We start from the raw sequence: 20,353 nt of genomic DNA on the forward strand, positions 1-20,353 counted from the left end.
TACGGTCGGGCGCCATGAGCTGGCTTCCCGATGACTTCGTCCACCCCGTCCGAGTACCGCTGCCGGGCGGTGGTCATCACCTGCGGCCGATCCGGGAAGCGGACACCCCGCTCGACTATTCGGCTGTGATGGGTTCGCGCGAGCGGCTGTGGACCATCTTCGGCCCGGCCTGGGGCTGGCCCGCGGCCACCATGACCTACGAGGCCGACCAGGCCGACCTGTTGCGGCACGAGAAGGAGATCGCCGCGCATCAGTCCTTCAACTACGCGCTGTTCGACGCGGCGGAGACAGCTCTGCTCGGCTGTGTCTACATCGACCCACCGGAGAGGGCCGGCGCGGACGGCGAGATCTCCTGGTGGGTGGTGGACGAGCTGGTGGGCAGCAAGGTCGAGCAGGCCCTCGACGCGCTGGTGCCGCAGTGGATCGCCGCAGACTGGCCGTTCGAGCAGCCGCGCTTCCTCGGCCGCGAGATCTCCTGGTCGGACTGGCTCGCCCTGCCGGAGCACCCCGACGCGTAAGTAGCTTTTGCCGTCATGCTCTGGGGACTTGGTAGCCGGAAGCGTACTGCCACCGGGCGATGCTGGACGCGATCGGCTATCTCGTGGACAACGGCATCAAGTGGCGGGCGATGCCGGCCGACTTCCTGCCGTGGGACCGGGTCTATGCGTTCTTCCACCCCTGGCGCGATCGCGGCCTGGTCCGGCGGCGTCGGCTGCGAGTGATCTGGCCCAAGCGGGGTCCAGGTCGGCGGCCGTTGCGCCGTCGGAACCGGAACGTGAGATGAGCCGTCCTACAAGCTCGCGTGCTTGTGCCCAGGCGCTGGTGACCATGAGTGAGACCAATGTCGTCGCTCCCGACGCGGCGAGAATGGCAAGCTCAGTGTCCATTGTCTTCTTCCTCAGGAGGCAAGTCTTCGGGGTCCATTAGGCGCGCCCATCGGTGGGATCCGGCGGCTCTCCTCCGTCCGGTGTAAACGTCGCGCGTGGGTTGAACCGGCGCAGCAGGTCCTCAGCCGTCTCGTGTTGGTCCTGCGTCCTGATGACTTCGGCCATCTGTTTGGCCAGCATCGTTGGTCGGGGGTCTCCGTCGGGGAAGCCCAGGGCATTCAATGCGTCTGCGAGGTGGTCCGCGGCCGTCGGCGTCCGTTCGCAGGGAGTGTCCTGGACGGTCAGGAGATCCTGACCGTCCAGTTCTTCGCGCGGCGGAGGGGTGAGGTCACGCAGTCGTTCGGGAATATCGGTGTCGTTGGCCGCAGACGTGAGCCGGGCAAGGAGGCCGAGGTCGGCCACGGTCTTCTCCACGTGATCGTCGTTCTTGGCGAGCCACCAGACCACCGCACTGCCGGTGTCCTTGAGCACGTCTTCACCCAGGTACTTCCGCTTGCTCTGTTCGTACTTCCGCTGGTGCTCCCAGACCGCCTTGTCCTTGCGTACTCCGGCGAGTTTGTCCAGGCGCTCCTGGTCGTGCTCGTACAAGGTGAGCGTCACGTTCTCCGCCATTGCCTGGAGATGTCCAGTGCTGTCCGGGCGCATACGGCCGAGTGCACCGCTCAGTTCGTGCTGGACGAGTGAGGCCCGACCGGGTTCCCGCTGCTCCGTGATCGCGCGGGCACGGTCCAGCACCGCTTCGACGGCGAGACCCGCCGGATTGAATACGGGGTCGTTGTCAGGCGGGTCGAGGCGGTACCAGCGGACGGTTGCGGAGATCAGGAAGTCGTAATCGGCCCAATGGCTGGGCAGCGCGATGCGACTGACGTGGTGTTCCCTGCGTTCGACGGGGGCCGCCGTAAGTTGTTCCTCGAAGGTGACCGGAATGGAGCCGCGACGCAGTGTGGCGATCCTGAAGGCAACGGCCGGGACAGCGAAGAGGAACACCAGCAGTGTTGGCCATGCCCACATGGGCCACTGCTGTGTCAGGCCGAGGATGGTCAGCAGCAGCCCGCACAGGATGGTAAGGAAGACGGTTGTCGTCTTGCACCCGGTTGTCACGATTCGGTCCCCCTGGCTGATGCCGTCTGCGGCGGTGTGGTCGGCGGGCCGAGGCCCTGAGCTGCGCAAATCTTCTTGAGTAGCAGGTCGGTGGTTACTGCGGCGTGCGCGGATCCGCCAGGCGCGGTGCGCTCGGCGTCCCGAGCGCTCGCGTACAGCGCTGCGAAGGTCGCGCCCCGCCGGTCGTCGCACCGGTCAGCCGCTCCCACGAGGAGGTCGAGCAGGACGTCACCGCGGTGGTCGGTGACAGTCGCCGTATGCAGCCAGCGCTCCGCGTGCGGTTGCCATGTTGTCCGGGGCAGTTCGTTCAGTACGGCGCCCCAGCAGGTTGTCAAGGAGCTCTGCACGCCGTTCTCCTCCACCAGTGCGCGCCTGTTGTCGTACGGGTCGGTCAGCGGCTCCGGGGCGCAGACCTGCAGAAAGATGTCGAGCTCCGCCCGCGAGAACCCGGAGCGTGCGAGCCGGTCGAGTAACCGTCGGCGCAGTCGGTGGCTCGTCTCCACCAGATCGCACAGTGCTTGGAGGGCACGGGTGGTGTCGCGTTCGCGGCGGGCCAGGTAGTACAGCCGCAGCATGGCCTGGTCGGGATGGCTGGATGCGATGACATCGGCGCACACTTGGACGAGGACCTGGGCGAACTCCCCCTTGAGCCGCTTGTTGGCGCACCACTGATAGATCCTTTCGCGGAAATTCCTTCCGTGTGCAGGATCGTCGAGACCGCAGGTGAGCGCCTGGACGGCGGCCTCCAGCGCGGCCCGGCTCGTGGCCGTGGAACTCCATTCCTCGGCGAGAGATGCCAGACCTTCCTCATGGCCGGTGCGCAGATACAGCCGGGCCAACTGTGACACCAGCCCGTCGCGGAGTTCCCGGGTGACGTGCGGGTCGTTGAGGCCCACACTGCGCGCGGTCCAGGTGCCCAGATGTTGCCGCAGGTCCGGCATGTGGTCCCAGAAGTGGGTACGGACCGCGGAGTCGTAGTCCAGTTCCGTGAACCGCACATGCCCACCCGGTCCGGTCTCGGCGGAGATCTCCGACAGGCGTTCGGCGAGGTCCCTGCGCTGGAGCAGGGGGAGCTCGTCGGGCGGGGACCCGGCAGTGCGCAGCAGGAGTTGGGCCGTGTGGTGGATGACGTCGGCGTGAGCACCGTGGAGCATGGCGACAGTGATCAGGAGTGCCCGTTGAGGGCTCGCACACAACCGGGCGACGAGCGTGCCGACGTCCTTTCGACGGTCGGTCCGCGCCTTTCGGGCCGTTTCGCACCACTGGGCGAATCCGTCGCCAGGCTGGGCGGCCTCACGGGCCCGTCGTACCAGGTCGGCGAAGTCCGCGATCTCCCGCATGGGCCTTTGATTGGGTTGGAACTCCGCTACGGAGGGGTCGGGTTGGAGGTACTGCTCGCGTGGAACACCATGCATACGGAGGTGACGCCGGAAGACATTCAGGCCCGGCGGGTGCTCGATCTCGACCCGGTAGCGCTGAAGGTCGGAGTCGAGAGCGCCGCCGTGCGACATGACGACCACAAGATGCGCGTGTTGTTCGTGTACGGCCTTGCGGAGGGCGGGGAGATCGGCCTGGGCCGCGGCCCACCGGTCGGTATCGGCGTCCGAAAGATCCAGCAGCAATCGGTCGCCGGCTCCAACCAGATCCGGGTCCTTGAGGGACAGCTCTCCCTCCTCGCCCGGAAGGAGTTCGTGGAAGACACCGGCGGCCTGGTGGTATTCGTGCAGGAGCACACGAGCCGCGGAGGTCCGGCCGGTTCCGGGCGCGCCGTCCAAGATCACGGTGCCGGTGTCGGCCAGTTCGGCGCGTGCCCTTCCCATACCGGCCGGGGCGACCAGTACACGTCGCAGCCACGCGAGCTGGTCGTCGGCGATGCGCCGGAAGGAGGGCCTGTCCGAGTCCTGCAGTTCGGGGCCGACACTGACGTAGATGTTGCCGCTGCCGGTGTGCATGGGCCCGTGCGGGTCTTCGACCCATGTGCGGCTGTGCTCGCTCACCGGCCGTCGTCCTCGTGTCGGTCCTGTTCACCGAACCGGTGTTGGATGTCGCCGTGGTGGTCGCCTTCGAAGTACGTCATCCCGTTGCCGGAGAAGTGCCGGCCGCCCGATACATGGCGTGAGTTCTGGTAAATGTTTCCCTTGCCCGTGTGGACGGGTCCGCTGGTGTCCTTGACAACGGTGCCGCCGACGTCTCCGGTGAATTCGCGGCTCTGCACGGCCGTTCCGCTCACGTCCTCGATCGAGTTGGCCACAGAGTCAGGCCCGGGTGGCGAGGCGGCGTCCCGGTCAAGGTCGCGTAGTCCTGGGACCATGTCGGCCACCATGTCTCCGAGCCGCTTCAGGCCCGCCTCGGTGTCGTGTGTGCCGAACGGGATCGACTGGATGTCGGCGAGCCGGGCCAGTTCGGGCGGCAGATCGGCCTTGTTCAGCCGGTCCGTCTTTCGGCCGTCCAGTACGGGGACCACGGGAAGTTCACAGGCGAATGCCTCCACGATCTCCTTGTGTACCCAGTCCTCCGGATCGCGCAGCCGGGCCTGGAAGTTCGTCCAGTCCGGACCGATGACGGCCAGCAGTACGGTGCTGCGGCGCAGACCGGTCAACAGGGCGTCGGGGTAGGCCTGGCCAGGGGCGACGGACTTCGAGGCTCGGAAGATCCGGTCACGGCCGAAGCGACGCGAGAGCTCCTGGTCGATCAAAGCGGCCGTCTTCTCGCCGTCCCCTGTGCGGTAGTTGATGAACACGTCGGTCATGACGATGCCTCTCTTCAGGAAGTGGGAAGGCGCGACAACGTGCCGATTCGCGGCCCCAGTTGGCGTACCGATGTGCGATTCGGATGGCGGGCCAGGACGCGGGCGAGGCGCCGGAGATCGATCGTGATGGTCGCGGACCGGACTGCGGCTACCCCGTCGAGCAGGGGTGCCGTCAACGCACAGGCGTGGTCGATCTCGCCGTCCGATGCGTAGGCGAGCGCTCGGCGTACGCCGTACCGCACCTGCGTTCGCAGCGCGTCGTGGGGGACCAGGGAGAGCTGCCGGTCCAGCTCCTCGGCTGCCTCTCGCGGCCGCCCGAGATCGACCAGGCACCAGCCGGTGACCATGCCGACCGAGTCGGGCAGGTGCATGCTGCCGATCACTGATGCGTCAGGGCTGCCTTCCTGGCGGGCGAGAAGCGCACGGGCGCGGTCCAGAGCACGCAGACAGGCACCGCGGTCGCCCGCAAGCGCGTGCCCTTGTGCCTCACGTTGCGCCGCTAATCCGCGGATCCGTGGTGGAAGCGTGCTGCTCTGCGCCCGCTGGGCCAGGGCGACCGTCCGTTCGGCGTCGTCCTGATAAAACGTGATCAACGCCCTGCGGACGAGCGCGTAGCCGGCCAGGGACCGGTCACCGCCGGCGGCAGCAAGATCCACCGCGCGCTGCGTCCACCACAGTGCCGCCTGTTCGTCTCCTGACTCTTGTACCAGCCAACCGACGTATTCGGCGTACCGGGAGCCGAGCGTCAGCAAATCCTGACGGGTGCCGTCGTCGGTATGCGCGGACAGTTCCCGCAGCGTGTGCGTCTGCGCGATAAGGCCAGGCAACAGGAACCCGGGCTCGACGCTCTGGCCGAGCCGCCGGTAGTGCGTGAACAGAGAGCGGGACGCCTCCAGCACGCCGGCACCCGCAACTGACGTGACCGGGCCCTGCCCGCCCATTCCCAACCTCATCAGTGAGACGGATCCGGCGCTCACTACCTGTCGTCGACCCACGGGCTGGAACCAGCTAGGGCCGTCCGGTGACAGTTGCATCACCCACTCCTCCTCATTGATTCCACCCGCCACCGGCTCGATCGGCGTGCCGGCAACGGTTGCGGTGACCAGAGCAATCAGTGCTCCGCCAGCCTGGAGAACGGCGTCGCACAGTCGGACAAGATCGCGGCTGGGCGCCTTGATGCCTCGTTCGACCTTGCTCAGTTGCGCCTTGCTGTAATGCACGGCGGCAGATAGTGCTGTGAGGCTGAGGCCGGCGTCCAGACGACGCTTCCTCAGCTCCTCTCCGAACTCGGTGGACGGCTGGGACACGGGAACCTCCATAACCATCCATCCAGGCGGAGGAGCCCCGCACGAAAGAGTGCGGCAATCCCTGTCGGACGGACAAGGCGAATGGTGCTGTTTCCCGTTTCCTTTTCCGTGGGTGAGGCACGCTATTCCCAGGAGTCGGGAGTTGTACTGGGTTCCGAGGACCAGCCATTCCCCACGTCGGCGTCCTCGACCTTCAGAACGCTGTTGAACGCCTCGTTCACGGCGTTGCCGAAACATGATCCGCAACGCTGTTGAACGCCTCGTTCACGGCGTTGCCGAAACATGATCCGAGCGGCCACTGCTTCAGCGCGGTGCTTCCTCGGCGTGTCAGGCGTGAAAGGGCGCTGGCTGCCTGCTCGTAGGCGTCGAAGAGGTACTCCAGCATCTTCGTGTTGGGCTGCACGTCATCCGTCTTCGAGTCGGGCACGGACGTGCACTCGCGGGCCGCGTCCCGGCTCTTGGCCAGCGGGGCGGACCATTTGGGGCCCACTTCGGGGTCGGGAACGCCCAGATGGTGTCGTGCGGTGGCCGTGTCGCGGGCGATGCCGGTGCAGACGGGGCGCAGGGCGTCACCGTCGACGGCACCGCTCTCAGCGTGCGTCGACTCCGCGTGAGGTGGTTCCGATGTCAAGTCACGTGGAGAGCGAGCTCGGGTATGTTGAGAGTTGTCTCAACGGAGGTTGGCGGACACGAACGTCGACAATACGAACCGTCAGGTCCGGCTGAGTTTCCTCGGCTGATCGAGATCGTCCGGGGCGTGGCCGCCAACTCACCCCAGCGACCGTGTTCCGCGTGAGAAACTGCCCCGGCGGCTTCTCAGCTGTCGGGGCAGCGTCGTTCAGCGGCTGCGTTCAGACCGAGGCGGCTCGCGGTGGCCGTTGGGCTCCACCAGTTTGGTCAGTCCCTTGCGGAAGTCGCATTCGGCGGCCGACAACCTGTCGACGAGGCCGTCGGCGAGTGCTTCGGTGCTGTCGAGCACGTCCTTCAGGAATTTGCCGATGCCGTGGGGCTTGTGTGATTTGGGCACAGTCCTTCTCCTGTGGGGTGGATGGCGCGGCGGCATGTCCGGCCTTTGGCTCTCTCGCGGAAAGCAGGAGGCGATACGGAGGGCGTCCCGGAAGCCCTCCGTGCGGATGCGTCGACCGGATGCGGCGACGGCCGAGGCCTCGGGGCTCCCGGGGCCGCACCCGGAGCGCTGACGTCGAGGAAGGGGGCGAGCGGCCCACTTCCTCGACGGGGTGCGGTGCGGCAGCGTCCGGTTCGGGGCACAACCGGACGAGCGAGCGTGCCACCAGGTCCACCGCATTCACCGCGGCGACAGGGATCGCGGCTGCGCCGTCCGGTACACAGCCCAGGGCTGCGGACATTCGCGGCACCGGCCCCGGGTGGTCGGAGACGCTGGTGCGTCCGGTCGTGCTGTGCCCGGTCACCACCCGCTCCAGTGGATGCGGGGGTATGCGGGTCGTCCGGCGGTTGTGATGGGCGTGCCTCCACTCGTACCGGTGCCGCCGTCCTCCGGTGCGGTCCACTCCTTGCCTCGGGACCGTCATGGGCAGGGTGCGTTGACGATCGGGTGGTCGGTGGTGAAGGGGGGTGTGGTGCCGGCGGCGCCGGGTGAGCCCAGGGACTGGAAGATCTCGGCGTTGGCGGTTTTGTAGCTCGCCCACTGGCTGGGGAGGTCGTCTTCGTAGTAGACGGCTTCGACAGGACAGACGGGTTCGCAGGCGCCGCAGTCGACGCATTCGTCCGGGTGGATGTAGAGCATGCGCTGTCCGGTGTAGATGCAGTCGACGGGGCATTCGTCGACGCACGCTCTGTCGAGCACGTCCACACAGGGTGCGGCGATCACATACGTCATGGCGGACAGTCCTCTTCTCGTCTGCGGGTCGGGCCCCTGAAGCGGGCCGGGCGGCGGGCGGCCAGGGAGATGCCTGGCTTGCTGTCAGGCGGTACGCCGGGGCCGCTCGGCGGCCTCGGCACGCAGGTTTCGGCGGAGTTCCTTGGGGAGGCTGAAGGTGATCGATTCGTCTGCCGTCCTGACCGTCTCGACGTCCTCGTATCCGCGTTCGGCGAGCCACTTCAGTGCGCCGTCGACCAGGACGTCGGGGACCGAGGCGCCGGAGGTCAGGCCGACCGTCCGCACGCCCCGGAGCCAGGTCTCGTCGAGTTCGTCGGCGTTGTCGACGAGGTGGGCGGCCGGCGCGCCCGCCTGGCGGGCGACTTCGACCATGCGAACGGAGTTGGACGAGTTCGTGGAGCCGACGACGATGACCAACTCGGCCTGGGAGGCGAGTTTCTTCACGGCGGTCTGGCGGTTCTGAGTGGCGTAGCAGATGTCGTCGCTGGGCGGCGAGGTCAGATGGGGGAACTTCTCCTTGAGGGCGTCGACCGTCTCCATGGTCTCGTCGACCGAGAGGGTGGTCTGGGAGAGCCAGACCACCTTGGACTCGTCGCGTACGGAGATGTCCGCGATGTCGTCGGGGCCGTCGACCAGGGTGATGTGGTCGGGGGCCTCACCGCTGGTGCCGATGACTTCTTCGTGCCCCTCGTGGCCGATCAGGAGGATGTCGTAGTCCTCCTCGGCATAGCGGACGGCCTCCTTGTGGACCTTGGTGACGAGGGGGCAGGTCGCGTCGATCGTCGCGAGTCCGCGCTCGGCGGCCTCGGCGTGGACATGAGGGGCGACGCCGTGCGCGGAGAACATCATGATGGAGCCCTCGGGGACCTCGGCGGTCACATCGACGAAGATCGCGCCCTTCTTCTCCAGGGTCCGTACGACGTACTTGTTGTGGACGATCTCGTGGCGCACGTAGATGGGCGCACCGTACTGTTCGAGGGCTTTTTCGACGGCGACCACGGCGCGGTCCACGCCCGCGCAGTAGCCACGGGGAGCGGCGAGAAGGACCCGGCGGTCGGGGACTGGTGGTTCAATCATCGGGCTCGGCTTCCTGTGGCAAGGCAGGCAGGGCAGGCAAGGCAGCAGGCGGGCAGGGCAGGGCAGGCAAGGCAGGCAGAGCAGGCGGGCAAGGCCGGTTGAGGCGCGGCGACGAGGGCTGGGCTGCGGACGGGGGCCATGGCCACAGTCGTCACGGTGCACCGACCCGGCTCGCCGCTTGGCCGGTTTCGTCGGCACCGGTCGTGTCGGTGAGCTTCAGCGCTTCTTCCAGCAGAGCCTCGACGATCTGGTTTTCGGGGACGGTGCGGACGGTCTTGCCCTGGACGAAGATCTGTCCCTTGCCGTTGCCGGAGGAGACGCCGATGTCGGCTTCGCGGGCTTCGCCGGGGCCGTTGACGACGCAGCCCATGACCGCGACGCGCAGGGGGTGGGGGAATCCGTCGAAGGCGGCCTCCACCTGGCTGGCCAACTTGTGGATGTCGACCTGGAGTCGTCCGCAGCCGGGGCAGGAGACGATCTCCAGTTTGCGGGGGCGCAGGCCGAGCGAGGCCAGGATGTGGCAGCCGGCCTTCACCTGCTCCACCGGGTTGGTGGACAGGGACACACGAATGGTGTCCCCGATGCCTTCGTTCAACAGGATTCCGAAGGCGATCGCGGACTTGATGGAGCCCTGCAGAGCGGTGCCCGCCTCGGTGACGCCCAAGTGGAGTGGGTAGTCGCACTGTTGGGCGAGCTGCCGGTAGGCGGCGATCACGGTGAGCGGGTCGTGGTGCTTGACCGCGATCTTGAGGTCCTGGAAGCCGTGTTCCTCGAACAGCGAGCATTCCCACAGCGCGGACTCCACCAGGGCCTCCGGGGTGGCTCTGCCGTGTTTCGCGAGGAGGCGGGGGTCCAGTGATCCCGCGTTGACCCCGATCCGGATCGGGACGTTCGCGGCGGAGGCGGCAGTGGAGATCTCGGCGATCTTGTCGTCGAACTTCTTGATGTTGCCCGGGTTGACGCGGACGGCGGCGCAGCCGGCGTCGATGGCCTGGAAGACGTAGCGGGGCTGGAAGTGAATGTCGGCGATGACCGGGATCGGGGACCGCTTAACGATGCGGGGGAGGGCGTCGGCGTCGTCCTGGGAGGGGACCGCGACGCGGATGATGTCGCAGCCCGCGGCGGTGACTTCGGCGATCTGCTGCAGGGTGGCGTCCACATCCGCGGTCAGGGTGGTCGTCATGGTCTGCACGGTGATGCGAGCGCTGCCGCCGACCGGGACGGGGCCGACATGGATCTGCCGTGTGGGGCGGCGCACCAGGAATGGGTGAGCCGTCGCTGAGGTGGGCGGGTCTGTGGGGGTGGTCCGGCAGGGCAACGGCGGGATGGGGAGGTCGACGGTGGTCATGGGCTGTTCCCGTCAGGAGCAGGGGTGTGGGGGAGCAGGCCGGCGCGGGCTCGCAGAACGGCCTGGATGATCTGATGAGCCGTCAGCCCCGTGTCGGCGAGAAGCTGTTCGCGGCTTGCGTGGTGGAGGAAAGCGGTGGGCAGGCCGAGGGTGTGCAGAGGGGTGGTGAGGGCGTTGTCGCGCAACGCACCGGCCAGCAGACTCCCCGCACCATGGGTGCGGAGGCTGTCCTCGACAGTGAGAACCAGTCGGTGGCCGGCGGTGAGTTGAAGGAGTTCGGGGGAGATCGGCAGCACCCAGCGTGGATCGCAGACGGTGACTCGGATGCCCAGCGAGTTCAGCCTGGCCGCTGCTTCCAGGCATGGGACGGCGAGCGGGCCGTGGGAGACGAGCAGGACGTCGCGGATCCCGGACGCGAACAGGACATCGACGGGCCCCTCCCTGTGCAACGCGGGGATGTCGCCACCGGCGGTGGCTCTGGGGAACCTCAGCGCGGTCGGCCCCTCCCGCCAGGCGGTGGCTTCCCCCAGCAGCCGGCGCAACTGGGCGGCATCCCGTGGGACGGCCAGGCGCATGCCGGGGACAGCCGCGAGGAGAGTCGGATCCCACATGCCGTGATGCGACGGCCCGTCCGGGCCGGTGATCCCCGCCCGGTCCAGCACGAACGTCACCGGTAGACGGTGCAGGGCCACGTCCATCAGGACCTGGTCGAAGGCACGGTTGAGGAAGGTGGCGTAGACGGCGACGACAGGGTGCAGCCCGCCCATGGCCAGCCCCGCCGCGGAGGTCACCGCGTGCTGCTCGGCGATCCCCACATCGAAGAACCGCTCCGGGAACCGCTCGGCGAACGGGGCGAGCCCGGTGGGACCACCCATCGCCGCCGTGATCGCCACCAGGTCCTGCCGCTCCGAGCCGAGTTCGAGCAGGGCACGGGAGAACACGCTGGTCCACGACGGACGAGGTGCGACCTGGGCCGGAACCCGGGCGGGTGCGGACGGGCCGACCGCATGCATCCGGTCCGCCTCGTCCGCCTCCGCCGGAGGGTGCCCTCTGCCCTTCACGGTGAGCGCGTGCACGATGACGGGGCGGTTCAGGTCGCGTGCCCGGACGAGGACCTCTTCCAGGGCTGGAGCGTTGTGGCCGTCGACCGGACCGAGATAAGCGAAGCCGAGATCGGTGAACAGGTTGCGGCCACCCGCCTCTGTACCGCCGAGGTCCGTGCCGTACGCGTCCGTGCCGTACGCCTCCGTGCCGTACGCTTCCCTGCCGCACGTGCGCAGTGCCGCCAGATGCGCGGCCAGCGCGCCGGTGGTGGGGGCGTAGGAACGCCCGTTGTCATTCAGGACCACGACCACCGGGCGCTCGGAGGCGGCCCCGAGATTGTTCAGCGCCTCCCACGCCATGCCGCCGGTCAGAGCGCCGTCCCCGACCACCGCCACCACCCGCCCCGTATTCCCCGACAGGTGGCGGGCCTTGGCCATGCCGTCCGCATACGAGAGAGCGGTGGAGGCGTGTGAATTCTCCACCCAGTCGTGACGGGACTCGGACCGGGCGGGGTAGCCGGACAGGCCGCCCGCCTGACGCAGTGTGCCGAACCCGTGGCGGCGGCCGGTCAGCAGCTTATGAACATAGGACTGGTGGCCGGTGTCGAAGAGGACGGTGTCGCCGGCCTCGACATCGAAAACCCGGTGCACGGCCAGCGTCAGCTCCACCACGCCCAGATTCGGGCCCAGATGACCGCCCGACGTGGTCACCCTCTCGATGAGGAACGCTCGGATCTCCGCGGCCAGCTGATCCATATGTGCGGCCGGCAGCTGACGGACGTCTTCCGGGGTGGTGATCGAGTCCAGGAGCGGATGTGCCGGTCCGGCGGACGAGGGTAAGGGGGGCGCGGCGGTCGTGGCCATACGGCGTGCCTCTCATCCGGGACCAGGAGGGCGCACGAGGCCCGCGATCCTGACAGAAGGTGGATGGGCGTGTACCTGACAGAATGCGGGCACATGCCCACGGCGTGTACAGGTGACATACGACCCGCGCACGAAGCCCGCCGCGTTCTACGGAGTGCGCCTCGGCGCAACCGGGTGCACCACGCTCTGGGCAGCCCGTTTGTCATACAGGTTGTCACCCGGGCGGCGACGCCCACGGATCGGTCCAGGAGGTACGCCGGTTTTTCCGCGGCCCGCGGTGCCGGAACTTCCAGCGGCCCGCGTTCGAGCGCCGGAGTGCGCCGCTTCGTCGCACGTCCTTCGCGACACCGTGCGCTCCACCTGCGGGAGGGTGGCCGACGTGCGCAACGGACATGCTGCACCCCGGGTGTACGCCAGCCGCATACAGCCAAGGCCGGCGCGGGATCCCTTCCGACGCCATTGTCCACGGTCATGCGAGCCATTGGAGCTGCCCATGGGGAACAGCCGCCGCGCGGGGAAGATCATCAAGGCCCTCGGGCGTCTGGCGGCCGAGGAGACGGGGCGTACGGTACACAGGCTCGGCGACGGCGCGGGGCGGGACCACGGGGACGAGGCACGCTCGCGAGCGCGTGCCGCGCGGCACGCGCTGGAGAGCCTGGGCCCGCTGTACATCAAGGTGGGGCAGATGCTGTCGACCAGGCCGGACATGGTGTCCGCGGAAATGGTCGAGGAGTTCCAGAAGCTCCACGATCACGTGGCGCCCAGCCCGTTCGCGGAATTCGAACCGGTACTGGCCGGTGAACTGGGGCCGGACTGGGCAGCCGGCTTCCGCCACATCGATACGGCGGACCCCATCGGTACGGCATCCCTGGCGCAGGTCTACCGGGCCGAACTCGCGAACGGCACGCCCGTAGCGGTGAAGATCCAGCGGCAGGGCGTGCGCGAGGTGATGGAAGCCGACATGCGACTGCTGACCAGGCTCGCGCGGTTCGCCGGGCGGCGGGCGCCCCGTCTCAACGCGGTCATCGACTTCGAAGCGATGCTCGGCGTGCTGTTCGACGCGATGCGCCCGGAGCTGGATTTCGTCCTCGAAGCGAGGAACATGAAGATCGCCGCCAAGGCGGCGTCCGGCTTCAAGCACATCGCCGTACCGGACGTCATCAGGGCCACGCCCCGGGTGCTGATCCAGACGCTGGCCCCAGGCTGTTCCATCCGGGAAGCGGACCCGGCGGCCTTCACCGTCCAGCAACGGACGGATATCGGCCGTGACTTGCTCGCGTTCATGTACCAGGGCTATTTCCTCGACGGCTGGTTCCACGGCGACCCCCACCCGGGCAACATCTTCGTCCACCCCGGCTCGCCCGCGTACCTCATCGACTGGGGCATGGTCGGACGAATAGACCGCTCCCTCAGTACCCACCTTCTGCGTGTCCTGCTCAGCGTCGCCCAGAACGACGGAACGGCCCTCGCGCATGCGTGGATCGAGCTCGGCGACGCCACCCCGTGGGCCCAGGTCAACGCCTTCTGCGCCGACATGGTCGCGCTCGTCCCCAAGGTCGCGGCCGCGTCCTTGGAGGACCTCGACTTCGGTCTCACCCTGACATCGATCCTCGAACGCTCGACGAAACGCGGCATCAAGACCAACACCATGATCGCCGTCCTGGGCAAATCCTTCGCCAACGTCGAAGGATCCATCCGCTACCTGAGCCCCGAACTCTCCCTCCTCGACGTGTTCGAGACGGAGCTGGTCCCCATCGTCCAGGGGCACATCAAGAAGTTCGCGTCCGGCGCGCAAGCCGTCCACGCCCTCCTCGAAGGCATCGACGACACCACCCGGACACCCCAGCAACTCCGTGGAATCATCCGCGACCTCGCCGAACACAAACTGACGGTGAACGTCGCCCGCTCCCAAGGCGCGCCCACACGGGCACTGCTGGGAGGCGCCTCCCACCGGATGCGCGACGCGGCACTGCTCACCCTGGTGGTCCTGTGGTGGCGCCAGTCCCGCACCGCGCGGTAACGGTCGTTGCGCAGTCGGCCGAACGCGCCGGCCAGGGTGTCGGATGCGTCGGCGGTCGTCGCCGGCTGGTCCCCCGTTTGAGAAGGTTCGGCGTGAGGTGACGGTCAGGCGGCTCGGCTGGCCGCGGCAGTCGCCATGGTTCTCAGGATGCCGGCGGCCGCGGGCCGTAGGGGTGCGTGGTCGAGGGCGGCCAGCGCTTGCTCGTATCGCTCGCTGATCAGATTCTCGACGGTGGCTTGCGCCCCGGTGTCCGTGAGGACCTGGCGCATCTCCGAGGCTTCCGCCGGGGTGAGGGCCCGGTTGCCGAGGCCGGCGTGCAGGACGCGTGCCTGTGCCGGAGTGGCGCGCTGGAGGGCGAGGGCGGCCAGCACGGTGTGTTTGCCCTCGCGGAAGTCGTCCAGGACGGACTTCCCGGTGCGCTCGGGGGCTCCGTACACGCCCAGCAGATCGTCGCGCAGCTGGAACGCCTCGCCCAGCGGCAGGGCGTACGCCGACAGTGCCGCGAGCAGGTTCGTGTCGGCCCCGGCGAGGTGAGCCCCGAGGTGCAGGGGGCGCTCGCAGGTGTACTTGGCGGTCTTGTAGCGGATGACACGGCGCGCGGCGGCGGTGTCGGGGAGTGCGGCGGAGACCGGTCCGGCGCCGAGGAGGTCGAGGTACTGTCCGACGAGGGTTTCGGTACGCAGAGCGTTCAGCAGGGGCCAGATTCGGCTGAGTTGCTCGGCGGTGGGGCCGAGGTGGGTGGCGCGCAGGAGTTCGTAGGACCAGCCCAGTGCGAGGTCGCCCAGGAGGATCGCGGCGTTGACGCCGAGGGTGTCGGCGTCGCCCCGGTCGTGGTGGCGGGCGGCGAGGAGACGGTGAGCCGTGGGCTTTCCACGCCGGGTCTCCGAGGCGTCCATGATGTCGTCGTGGATCAGGGCGAAGAGGTGGAACAGCTCCAGCGAGGCGGCCACCCGCCAGACCGTCGGCGGGGGCGGCCGGTCGCTCACCGCCTGCCAGCCGACGACACACAGCACGGGCCGGATCCGCTTGCCTCCGGCCGCGATCATGTCCCGTAACAGACCGGCGAACAAAGCCAGTTCAGGCAGATCGACCGCGTCACGGATCTGCTCGTCGAGGAACTCGTACAGCAGCGTCTCGACGGCCGCGGGTACGTGTTCGGGTTCCAGGGCGGAATATGGCGTGCCCATGACAATCATATGATGCCTCCTGGGGCAGGGAATCGGTCGGCGGGTCGATGGAGACGGAAGCTCCGGCGAGACATCGAGAATGCAGCGGCGCACGGTTCGTCGTGCACTGGGTTCGTGGAGCTCCGGGTGCGTCATACTCCGGGTTCGTCGTGCTCTGGGCTCGGCCCACGCATGACCCCGGCCCCGTGGTGTCCGGGCCGAGCCATGCGGCACGAGGCCCAGGCTCCCTCGCCGGCAGCGGAGGATCCAATTCCCCATGGTCCGCCGTCTCCGCCGCTCCTTGTAGAGCGCGAACCTCCGGCGCTCGACGCACGGACGTCCTCGGAACTACGCCCTTCACTCCCTCGGGAGGGAAGACGCAGCTCCGGAGACAACACCGCTGCCGATCACATGAATGCCCGTTACGCGTTTCGGGCGGGGGTGGCGAATCGTTGCGCAGTCCCGGCACGGCCTGCGACCAGGGTGTCCGCGGCTGCGGTAGAACTCGGCTGTCGGCCGCCGAGGAGCGTTGCCGAGGAGTCGTCGGGCGATGGAGTGATCGCATGAGTACGGAGTTGTCCGGTGCCAGAGCCCTGGTCACGGGTGCCACCGCCGGGATCGGTCGTACGGTCGCGGTGCGTCTGGCGGCCCTGGGTGCCGAGGTGGTGGTCCACGGCAGGAACGCCCGCCGGGGCGCGGAGGTGGTCGAGGAGATCTCCGCCGGGGGCGGGCGGGGCAGGTTCGTGGCGGCGGATCTCTCCGATCCAGCGGACGTCGGCCGACTGGCGGCCGCGGCCGGCGACGTGGACGTGCTGGTCAACAACGCCGGGATCTACCGCTTCGAGGACACCCCGGGCACCACGGCCGAGATGTTCGACACCCATATGGCGATCAACACCCGCGCCCCGTTGCTGCTGGTCGGCGCGCTCGCCCCGGCCATGGCCGCGCGGGGCCACGGGGCCATCGTCAGCCTGAGCACGATGGCCGCCACCACCCCGGCCCGCGGGGCCGGGGTGTACGGGGCGTCGAAGGCGGCGCTGGAGTCGCTGACCCGGGTGTGGGCCGATGAGTTCGGCTCCCGGGGCGTGCGGGTGAACGCCGTAAGGTCCGGCCCGACCCGTACCCCCGGCACCGCGGAGATGGGCGAGGACGCCCTGCGCACGGTGACCCGGGCCACCGTGCTGGGCCGGCCCGCGGAGGCCGCGGAGATCGCCGAGGCGGTGCTGTTCCTGGTCTCCCCCCAGGCCTCCTACATCACCGGCACGGTGTTGGAGGCCCGGGGCGGCGAGCCCGCCATCGCCTGAGGGCTGTCCCGCAATCCCCGGCGGGCGCACGACGACAGCTACGGCGCCTCGCCGCGTCGTCGGAACGTCCACATACATCCAGTATGCGGACGCCCCTCCGCCTTGCGATGCACCGCATCCGACGCCGCACGCCGATCCACCAGGGATTACGGGACAGCCCTTAGGTCCTGTCCGGTCGGTCTGGACTCGGCAATCACTTCCGGAACTCGCTGCACCCTGAGACCGACCGCTGTGAACAGTCGACGAACGATCCGTCCGGGATACTGAAGATGATCGCCTGCTCCGGGCGCTGAGGGACGCTCTCGGCGACAAAGGGCTGTCCATCGTTGGTGATGACCGTCGAATGCCGCTCCATGTCCGTATTTGTAAAGCGGGCTCTGAGATGGAACGTGCACCGCGCCATCCCCGTTGCTGCTTCAAGTCTCACCAGCCCCGGTGACTGGGTACCACCGACGGCGATCCCGTGACGCGAGAAGTACGGCTTACCTGCGTCGCGTGCGTCCTGGTCGGTGTTGATCGGGGTTTTGGGGCGAGAGTCCAGATCCAGCAGCAGGCCGGCCGCACTGATCTCGCCCTGGTGGGGGAACCTGATCACGGTCCTTGCGGTGGAGATGTCTCCGCATCGAACGTTCGTCGCTTCAAGGCCGTTGATGGTCAGGGGGTCGTCCTTCTCGCTGTGTATGTTCAGCTGGTAGATGCTCGCGGTGGCGGGCATAGCGGTAGCCCAAGATGGCCCGTTCACGCGTCGCGCCTCGCGTTTCGCCATCATCGAGTCGAACTCCTCGATGTCTCCGGAATCCCTCATATCGAGCGCGAGAACCTTGCGCAGTTCGGTCGGCGTGAAGGGACGGTCGATGAGGAGATCGGGTTGGTACTCATCTTCAGCGAGACGCTCCACGACGGTTGTGAAGGGTGCTTTGGTGTCGTCGAAGCGGGACTGAGCCGCGTCATCCTGGCGGACGTTTTCGTCGGCTCGCCACCGGTTCCAGAGTTCCTCGCCCCCAAGAGCGAGCGTGGACAGACAGACGGCCACTGCAAGCGCCAGGGCCACGTGCCGCCACCGTTTCCATCCAGTCAGTGCCCCGGCACCAGGCGCGAGAGTTTCTGCGACGCCGCTTGCGAACGTGTCCTGGGTGGAAGATGGCGTTGTCGCGTCGGGAAGCGGCCCCGACGGAGGTGTGGCTTGAGGCGGATCGCTACCTGGCGTGGCGGGTGTCGTCACCTTCTCCCCCCTGACTGCCATCGGTTCGCTGGGCAACAGGGTGGCAGAACGCGAAGAGGGATGAACGAATATTGGACACGCGAATCCTGCCCGGTGCCCGCAGTGTAAGACCCCGCCCCCTCTTTATAGCGGTGCAGCGAGAGATTCAGCCGGGCCCGGGGCGTCCTGTTCGGTCACCCACGTGCCACCACGGGCCGGCCTCCCGCCTGCTCCTTACCCGCACTCCCGCGCGGGCGGCGCGGTCCCGACCAGGCGGCCGATCTTCTCCCGCAGAGCGGCCAACTCCGCCCCCACCCGGCGGAGCTCCTCCGCCTGGGCCTCTTCGCCCCGGGCGGCCACGTGGGTGCCGGCAGTGTCCTTGTCCTCCTCGTCCAGGAGAACGATGACCGTCTCCCGCAACTTGCCGTCCACCCGCGCCGCACAGTCGAGGAGACCGTAGGCAGGGTCCCTGAAACCGTCCACGACGGTGCCGGCGAACTTGACGATGGCGTGACGAGGCCAGGGTTCGCTCATGAGAGGCTGCTCCTCCTGCTCGGTTCCGCCGTATAAGACCGCTCTGGTGAAAGATGTTCGTCGGCTTTCTGAGCGCACTCCACTCCGAGCCCTGTGACAACCCCGGCTACGGGGCGTGCGGAGCACGACAGCACCGCGCATCGAGGGCCGAGCGCGGGAGCGCGAGCCGCCCATAGGCGTACGAACTGGCCCCACACGCCCGGGGCGTACATCGTGGACCAATATTCACGTCAGACACGGTCCTGCGCTCCCTTCCCGTAGGTTGCGGCCGAGGTGATCCTGGTTGCACGAATCAACTGGGGTCGGCCCGGGTGACTGCGGGATCGGTGCCATGAGCAAGGCGGTGCTGACCGCCACCGGGTACCGAGAGCCATCGACAAGACGATCACCTACCGGGTCCCATCGCCCAACGGGCCCTGGAGGAAAGCGCCCTGTGGACCCCGGCCACCAGAGTACTGAGCCGCCCCCCACACGCCCGCGCATCCTGACAAAGCCCATCCGGACACGACAGCCCAGCTCAAAGGCCACTCACTCGGGTGAACTCGAGATCCCACTCGGCGACCTCGCACCCGGCCGGCCCCGCCCACTCCCGTACCACCGACCCTCACCTCGGGCAGGCCGGACCGCCGTGGCAGCCGTTGAACGTGCTGCGCCGGCCCCGGCGGTCTGCCCTGAGTCTCACCCACCGGCACCCCGCACCGGGGCGTCATACGAGCCCGCAACAACGCCGCCCTCATCACTCCACACCACGACGGAGCTTGTCATGCACACGACCTCGAACACGACCGCCCCGCAGGCGCTTCAAGTGCCGCCGCTGTACTGCCCCATCGACGCGGCCGTTCACCCCGAGCGCGAAAGCATCGAGCGCGATGCCCAGATCTGGTTCGACCGCTACCGCCTCTACACCAGCGACATCGACCGGGCCTGGGTCATCGCGCGAAACTACGCAGAGGCGATGAGTCGCATCTATCCCCAGGGCATCACCGACCGCGTCGTACTCACCGCCCGATGGCTGCACTGGATCTTCTACGTCGACGACGTTCGCATGGAAACCGCCGTCACCCCCACCAAGCTCGCTTCGGCGATCGGCCTCACCAGCCACCTGCTCCGTGTCATGGAGTCCCCGGCCACCGAACCGGCCGCAGATCAGACCGGCCCCATCGCCGCGCTGCAGTCACTCATGTCCTCGGTACAGGCCGTCGCCACCCCGGCCCAGCTCTACCGGCTCGGCGAGGCCCACCGCAAATGGTTCCACGCCATCCTGTGGGGGATGGCCGCCCCCGCTCTCGCCAGCCTGGACGAGTTCCTGCACCTGCGGATGCTGAACGCCGGCGGCGCCGCCAGCCTGTCCTGGTCGGAGATCACCGCCGGGGAGGAGATCCCCGGCGCCGAATTCCACTCTCCCGCCATGCGCGCACTGCAGGAGTCGTCGTTCCTGATGATGGCCCTCGACAATGATCTGCTCTCCTACAACCGCGAACTGCTCATCGACAAAACCAAACTCAACATCGTGATGCTGCTCGCCCGGCTGAACGACTGCCCGCCCGAGCAGGCCGTTCACCAGGCCGTGGCCCTGCGAGACCGTCTGACGACACTTTTCGTGAGGCTGCGCGAGCAGGAACAGCCCAGGCTGAGCGCCCCCGGAAGGGCCTACGTCGCGGACCTCGCCCACGCGATCCGCTCCAACCTCGACTGGGGCGCGCACTCTGCCCGCTACACCGCTGTGACATCCCGCACCCAGCTCCCCCCGCCGAATCCCGCCCCCATCCCTCTGACACTCACCGACCACCCCAGTGACCCCAGCACCGAACCCCTGCCCTGCCCCTCGATCGCCTGGTGGTGGCAACAACTGCGCACGTGACCGGCCCCGGCGGAAACCCATGCCCCCGCCCCG

The 20,353-nt window shown here is 68.1% G+C and carries 18 protein-coding genes; 5 read left to right on the forward strand and 13 right to left on the reverse strand.

The annotated features are described in order from the left end of the window. Window positions 1–14 precede the first annotated feature (14 nt). Together ACIOJD_RS13640 and ACIOJD_RS13645 are read left to right on the forward strand one after the other, a co-directional pair. Window positions 15–518: a GNAT family N-acetyltransferase gene (locus tag ACIOJD_RS13640; protein WP_401912259.1), complete on the forward strand. Its 504-nt coding sequence runs from the start codon at window positions 15–17 to the stop codon at window positions 516–518. Window positions 519–577: 59 nt separating this feature from the next. Next, a complete protein-coding gene (locus ACIOJD_RS13645; RefSeq protein WP_401912262.1) occupies window positions 578–784 on the forward strand; it encodes a transposase in 207 nt (68 codons plus the stop codon). 139 nt (window positions 785–923) lie between these two features. Here the strand turns inward: ACIOJD_RS13645 and ACIOJD_RS13650 are convergent, their stop codons facing one another. The 10 genes from ACIOJD_RS13650 to ACIOJD_RS13695 form a co-directional block, all read right to left on the reverse strand. Continuing rightward, window positions 924–1,988, reverse strand: coding sequence for a hypothetical protein (locus ACIOJD_RS13650; protein WP_401912265.1), 1,065 nt, complete (start codon window positions 1,986–1,988; stop codon window positions 924–926). Then, window positions 1,985–3,985 carry a hypothetical protein gene (locus ACIOJD_RS13655; RefSeq protein ID WP_401912268.1) on the reverse strand — a complete coding sequence of 667 codons (2,001 nt, stop codon included), beginning with the start codon at window positions 3,983–3,985 and terminating at the stop codon, window positions 1,985–1,987. Before ACIOJD_RS13655 ends, ACIOJD_RS13650 begins: the two co-directional genes overlap by 4 nt. After that, window positions 3,982–4,737 (reverse strand): toll/interleukin-1 receptor domain-containing protein, encoded by a 756-nt coding sequence (locus ACIOJD_RS13660; RefSeq protein ID WP_401912270.1) that lies wholly within the window; start codon window positions 4,735–4,737, stop codon window positions 3,982–3,984. Before ACIOJD_RS13660 ends, ACIOJD_RS13655 begins: the two co-directional genes overlap by 4 nt. A 14-nt stretch (window positions 4,738–4,751) precedes the next feature. Next, window positions 4,752–6,044, reverse strand: coding sequence for a helix-turn-helix domain-containing protein (locus tag ACIOJD_RS13665; RefSeq protein ID WP_401912273.1), 1,293 nt, complete (start codon window positions 6,042–6,044; stop codon window positions 4,752–4,754). 217 nt (window positions 6,045–6,261) lie between these two features. Beyond that, on the reverse strand, window positions 6,262–6,675 hold the full coding sequence (locus tag ACIOJD_RS13670) for a hypothetical protein (protein WP_401912275.1): 414 nt from the start codon (window positions 6,673–6,675) through the stop codon (window positions 6,262–6,264). Between the two features lie 207 nt (window positions 6,676–6,882). Beyond that, window positions 6,883–7,071, reverse strand: a complete 189-nt coding sequence (locus ACIOJD_RS13675; RefSeq protein WP_401912278.1) for a hypothetical protein — start codon at window positions 7,069–7,071, stop codon at window positions 6,883–6,885. Window positions 7,072–7,590: 519 nt separating this feature from the next. Then, window positions 7,591–7,902: a ferredoxin gene (fdxA, locus tag ACIOJD_RS13680; protein WP_401912280.1), complete on the reverse strand. Its 312-nt coding sequence runs from the start codon at window positions 7,900–7,902 to the stop codon at window positions 7,591–7,593. 84 nt (window positions 7,903–7,986) lie between these two features. Next, the gene (locus tag ACIOJD_RS13685) at window positions 7,987–8,979 is read right to left on the reverse strand and encodes a 4-hydroxy-3-methylbut-2-enyl diphosphate reductase (RefSeq protein ID WP_401912283.1); all 993 of its coding nucleotides are present in this window, start codon (window positions 8,977–8,979) and stop codon (window positions 7,987–7,989) included. Window positions 8,980–9,130: 151 nt separating this feature from the next. Beyond that, the gene (ispG, locus tag ACIOJD_RS13690) at window positions 9,131–10,327 is read right to left on the reverse strand and encodes a flavodoxin-dependent (E)-4-hydroxy-3-methylbut-2-enyl-diphosphate synthase (RefSeq protein ID WP_401912285.1); all 1,197 of its coding nucleotides are present in this window, start codon (window positions 10,325–10,327) and stop codon (window positions 9,131–9,133) included. Then, complete coding sequence (locus tag ACIOJD_RS13695) at window positions 10,324–12,234, reverse strand: 1-deoxy-D-xylulose-5-phosphate synthase (protein WP_401912288.1); 1,911 nt, start codon at window positions 12,232–12,234, stop codon at window positions 10,324–10,326. Before ACIOJD_RS13695 ends, ispG begins: the two co-directional genes overlap by 4 nt. Before the next feature lie 493 nt (window positions 12,235–12,727). On the opposite strand from ACIOJD_RS13695, the gene ACIOJD_RS13700 reads away from it, so the two are divergent. Continuing rightward, window positions 12,728–14,254 carry an ABC1 kinase family protein gene (locus ACIOJD_RS13700; RefSeq protein WP_401912291.1) on the forward strand — a complete coding sequence of 509 codons (1,527 nt, stop codon included), beginning with the start codon at window positions 12,728–12,730 and terminating at the stop codon, window positions 14,252–14,254. Between the two features lie 104 nt (window positions 14,255–14,358). Here the strand turns inward: ACIOJD_RS13700 and ACIOJD_RS13705 are convergent, their stop codons facing one another. Further along, the gene (locus ACIOJD_RS13705; RefSeq protein WP_401912294.1) at window positions 14,359–15,441 is read right to left on the reverse strand and encodes a polyprenyl synthetase family protein; all 1,083 of its coding nucleotides are present in this window, start codon (window positions 15,439–15,441) and stop codon (window positions 14,359–14,361) included. Window positions 15,442–15,983: 542 nt separating this feature from the next. On the opposite strand from ACIOJD_RS13705, the gene ACIOJD_RS13710 reads away from it, so the two are divergent. After that, window positions 15,984–16,724, forward strand: a complete 741-nt coding sequence (locus ACIOJD_RS13710; protein ID WP_401912296.1) for an SDR family NAD(P)-dependent oxidoreductase — start codon at window positions 15,984–15,986, stop codon at window positions 16,722–16,724. A gap of 193 nt (window positions 16,725–16,917) precedes the next feature. Here ACIOJD_RS13710 and ACIOJD_RS13715 read toward each other — a convergent pair whose 3' ends face one another. Further along, the gene (locus ACIOJD_RS13715; RefSeq protein ID WP_401912298.1) at window positions 16,918–17,775 is read right to left on the reverse strand and encodes a hypothetical protein; all 858 of its coding nucleotides are present in this window, start codon (window positions 17,773–17,775) and stop codon (window positions 16,918–16,920) included. 384 nt (window positions 17,776–18,159) lie between these two features. Continuing rightward, on the reverse strand, window positions 18,160–18,459 hold the full coding sequence (locus ACIOJD_RS13720) for a hypothetical protein (protein WP_401912300.1): 300 nt from the start codon (window positions 18,457–18,459) through the stop codon (window positions 18,160–18,162). Window positions 18,460–19,222: 763 nt separating this feature from the next. Between ACIOJD_RS13720 and ACIOJD_RS13725 the strand changes: the two genes are divergently transcribed. Then, window positions 19,223–20,320 (forward strand): terpene synthase family protein, encoded by a 1,098-nt coding sequence (locus ACIOJD_RS13725; RefSeq protein ID WP_401912302.1) that lies wholly within the window; start codon window positions 19,223–19,225, stop codon window positions 20,318–20,320. Window positions 20,321–20,353 lie beyond the last annotated feature (33 nt).

Origin of the sequence: Streptomyces sp. NPDC088116 (genome assembly GCF_044741745.1) — a bacterium.
Taxonomy (GTDB): Bacteria; Actinomycetota; Actinomycetes; order Streptomycetales; family Streptomycetaceae; genus Streptomyces.

What these genes read in the sequence shown, in the direction of transcription:
- ACIOJD_RS13640 (WP_401912259.1), top strand. Translation starts at nt 15, where the DNA reads ATGAGCTGGCTTCCCGATGACTTCGTCCACCCCGTCCGAGTACCGCTG.
- ACIOJD_RS13645 (WP_401912262.1), top strand. Translation starts at nt 578, where the DNA reads ATGCTGGACGCGATCGGCTATCTCGTGGACAACGGCATCAAGTGGCGG.
- ACIOJD_RS13660 (WP_401912270.1), bottom strand. Translation starts at nt 4,737, where the DNA reads ATGACCGACGTGTTCATCAACTACCGCACAGGGGACGGCGAGAAGACG.
- fdxA (WP_401912280.1), bottom strand. Translation starts at nt 7,902, where the DNA reads ATGACGTATGTGATCGCCGCACCCTGTGTGGACGTGCTCGACAGAGCG.
- ACIOJD_RS13685 (WP_401912283.1), bottom strand. Translation starts at nt 8,979, where the DNA reads ATGATTGAACCACCAGTCCCCGACCGCCGGGTCCTTCTCGCCGCTCCC.
- ispG (WP_401912285.1), bottom strand. Translation starts at nt 10,327, where the DNA reads ATGACCACCGTCGACCTCCCCATCCCGCCGTTGCCCTGCCGGACCACC.
- ACIOJD_RS13695 (WP_401912288.1), bottom strand. Translation starts at nt 12,234, where the DNA reads ATGGCCACGACCGCCGCGCCCCCCTTACCCTCGTCCGCCGGACCGGCA.
- ACIOJD_RS13700 (WP_401912291.1), top strand. Translation starts at nt 12,728, where the DNA reads ATGGGGAACAGCCGCCGCGCGGGGAAGATCATCAAGGCCCTCGGGCGT.
- ACIOJD_RS13705 (WP_401912294.1), bottom strand. Translation starts at nt 15,441, where the DNA reads ATGGGCACGCCATATTCCGCCCTGGAACCCGAACACGTACCCGCGGCC.
- ACIOJD_RS13710 (WP_401912296.1), top strand. Translation starts at nt 15,984, where the DNA reads ATGAGTACGGAGTTGTCCGGTGCCAGAGCCCTGGTCACGGGTGCCACC.
- ACIOJD_RS13720 (WP_401912300.1), bottom strand. Translation starts at nt 18,459, where the DNA reads ATGAGCGAACCCTGGCCTCGTCACGCCATCGTCAAGTTCGCCGGCACC.
- ACIOJD_RS13725 (WP_401912302.1), top strand. Translation starts at nt 19,223, where the DNA reads ATGCACACGACCTCGAACACGACCGCCCCGCAGGCGCTTCAAGTGCCG.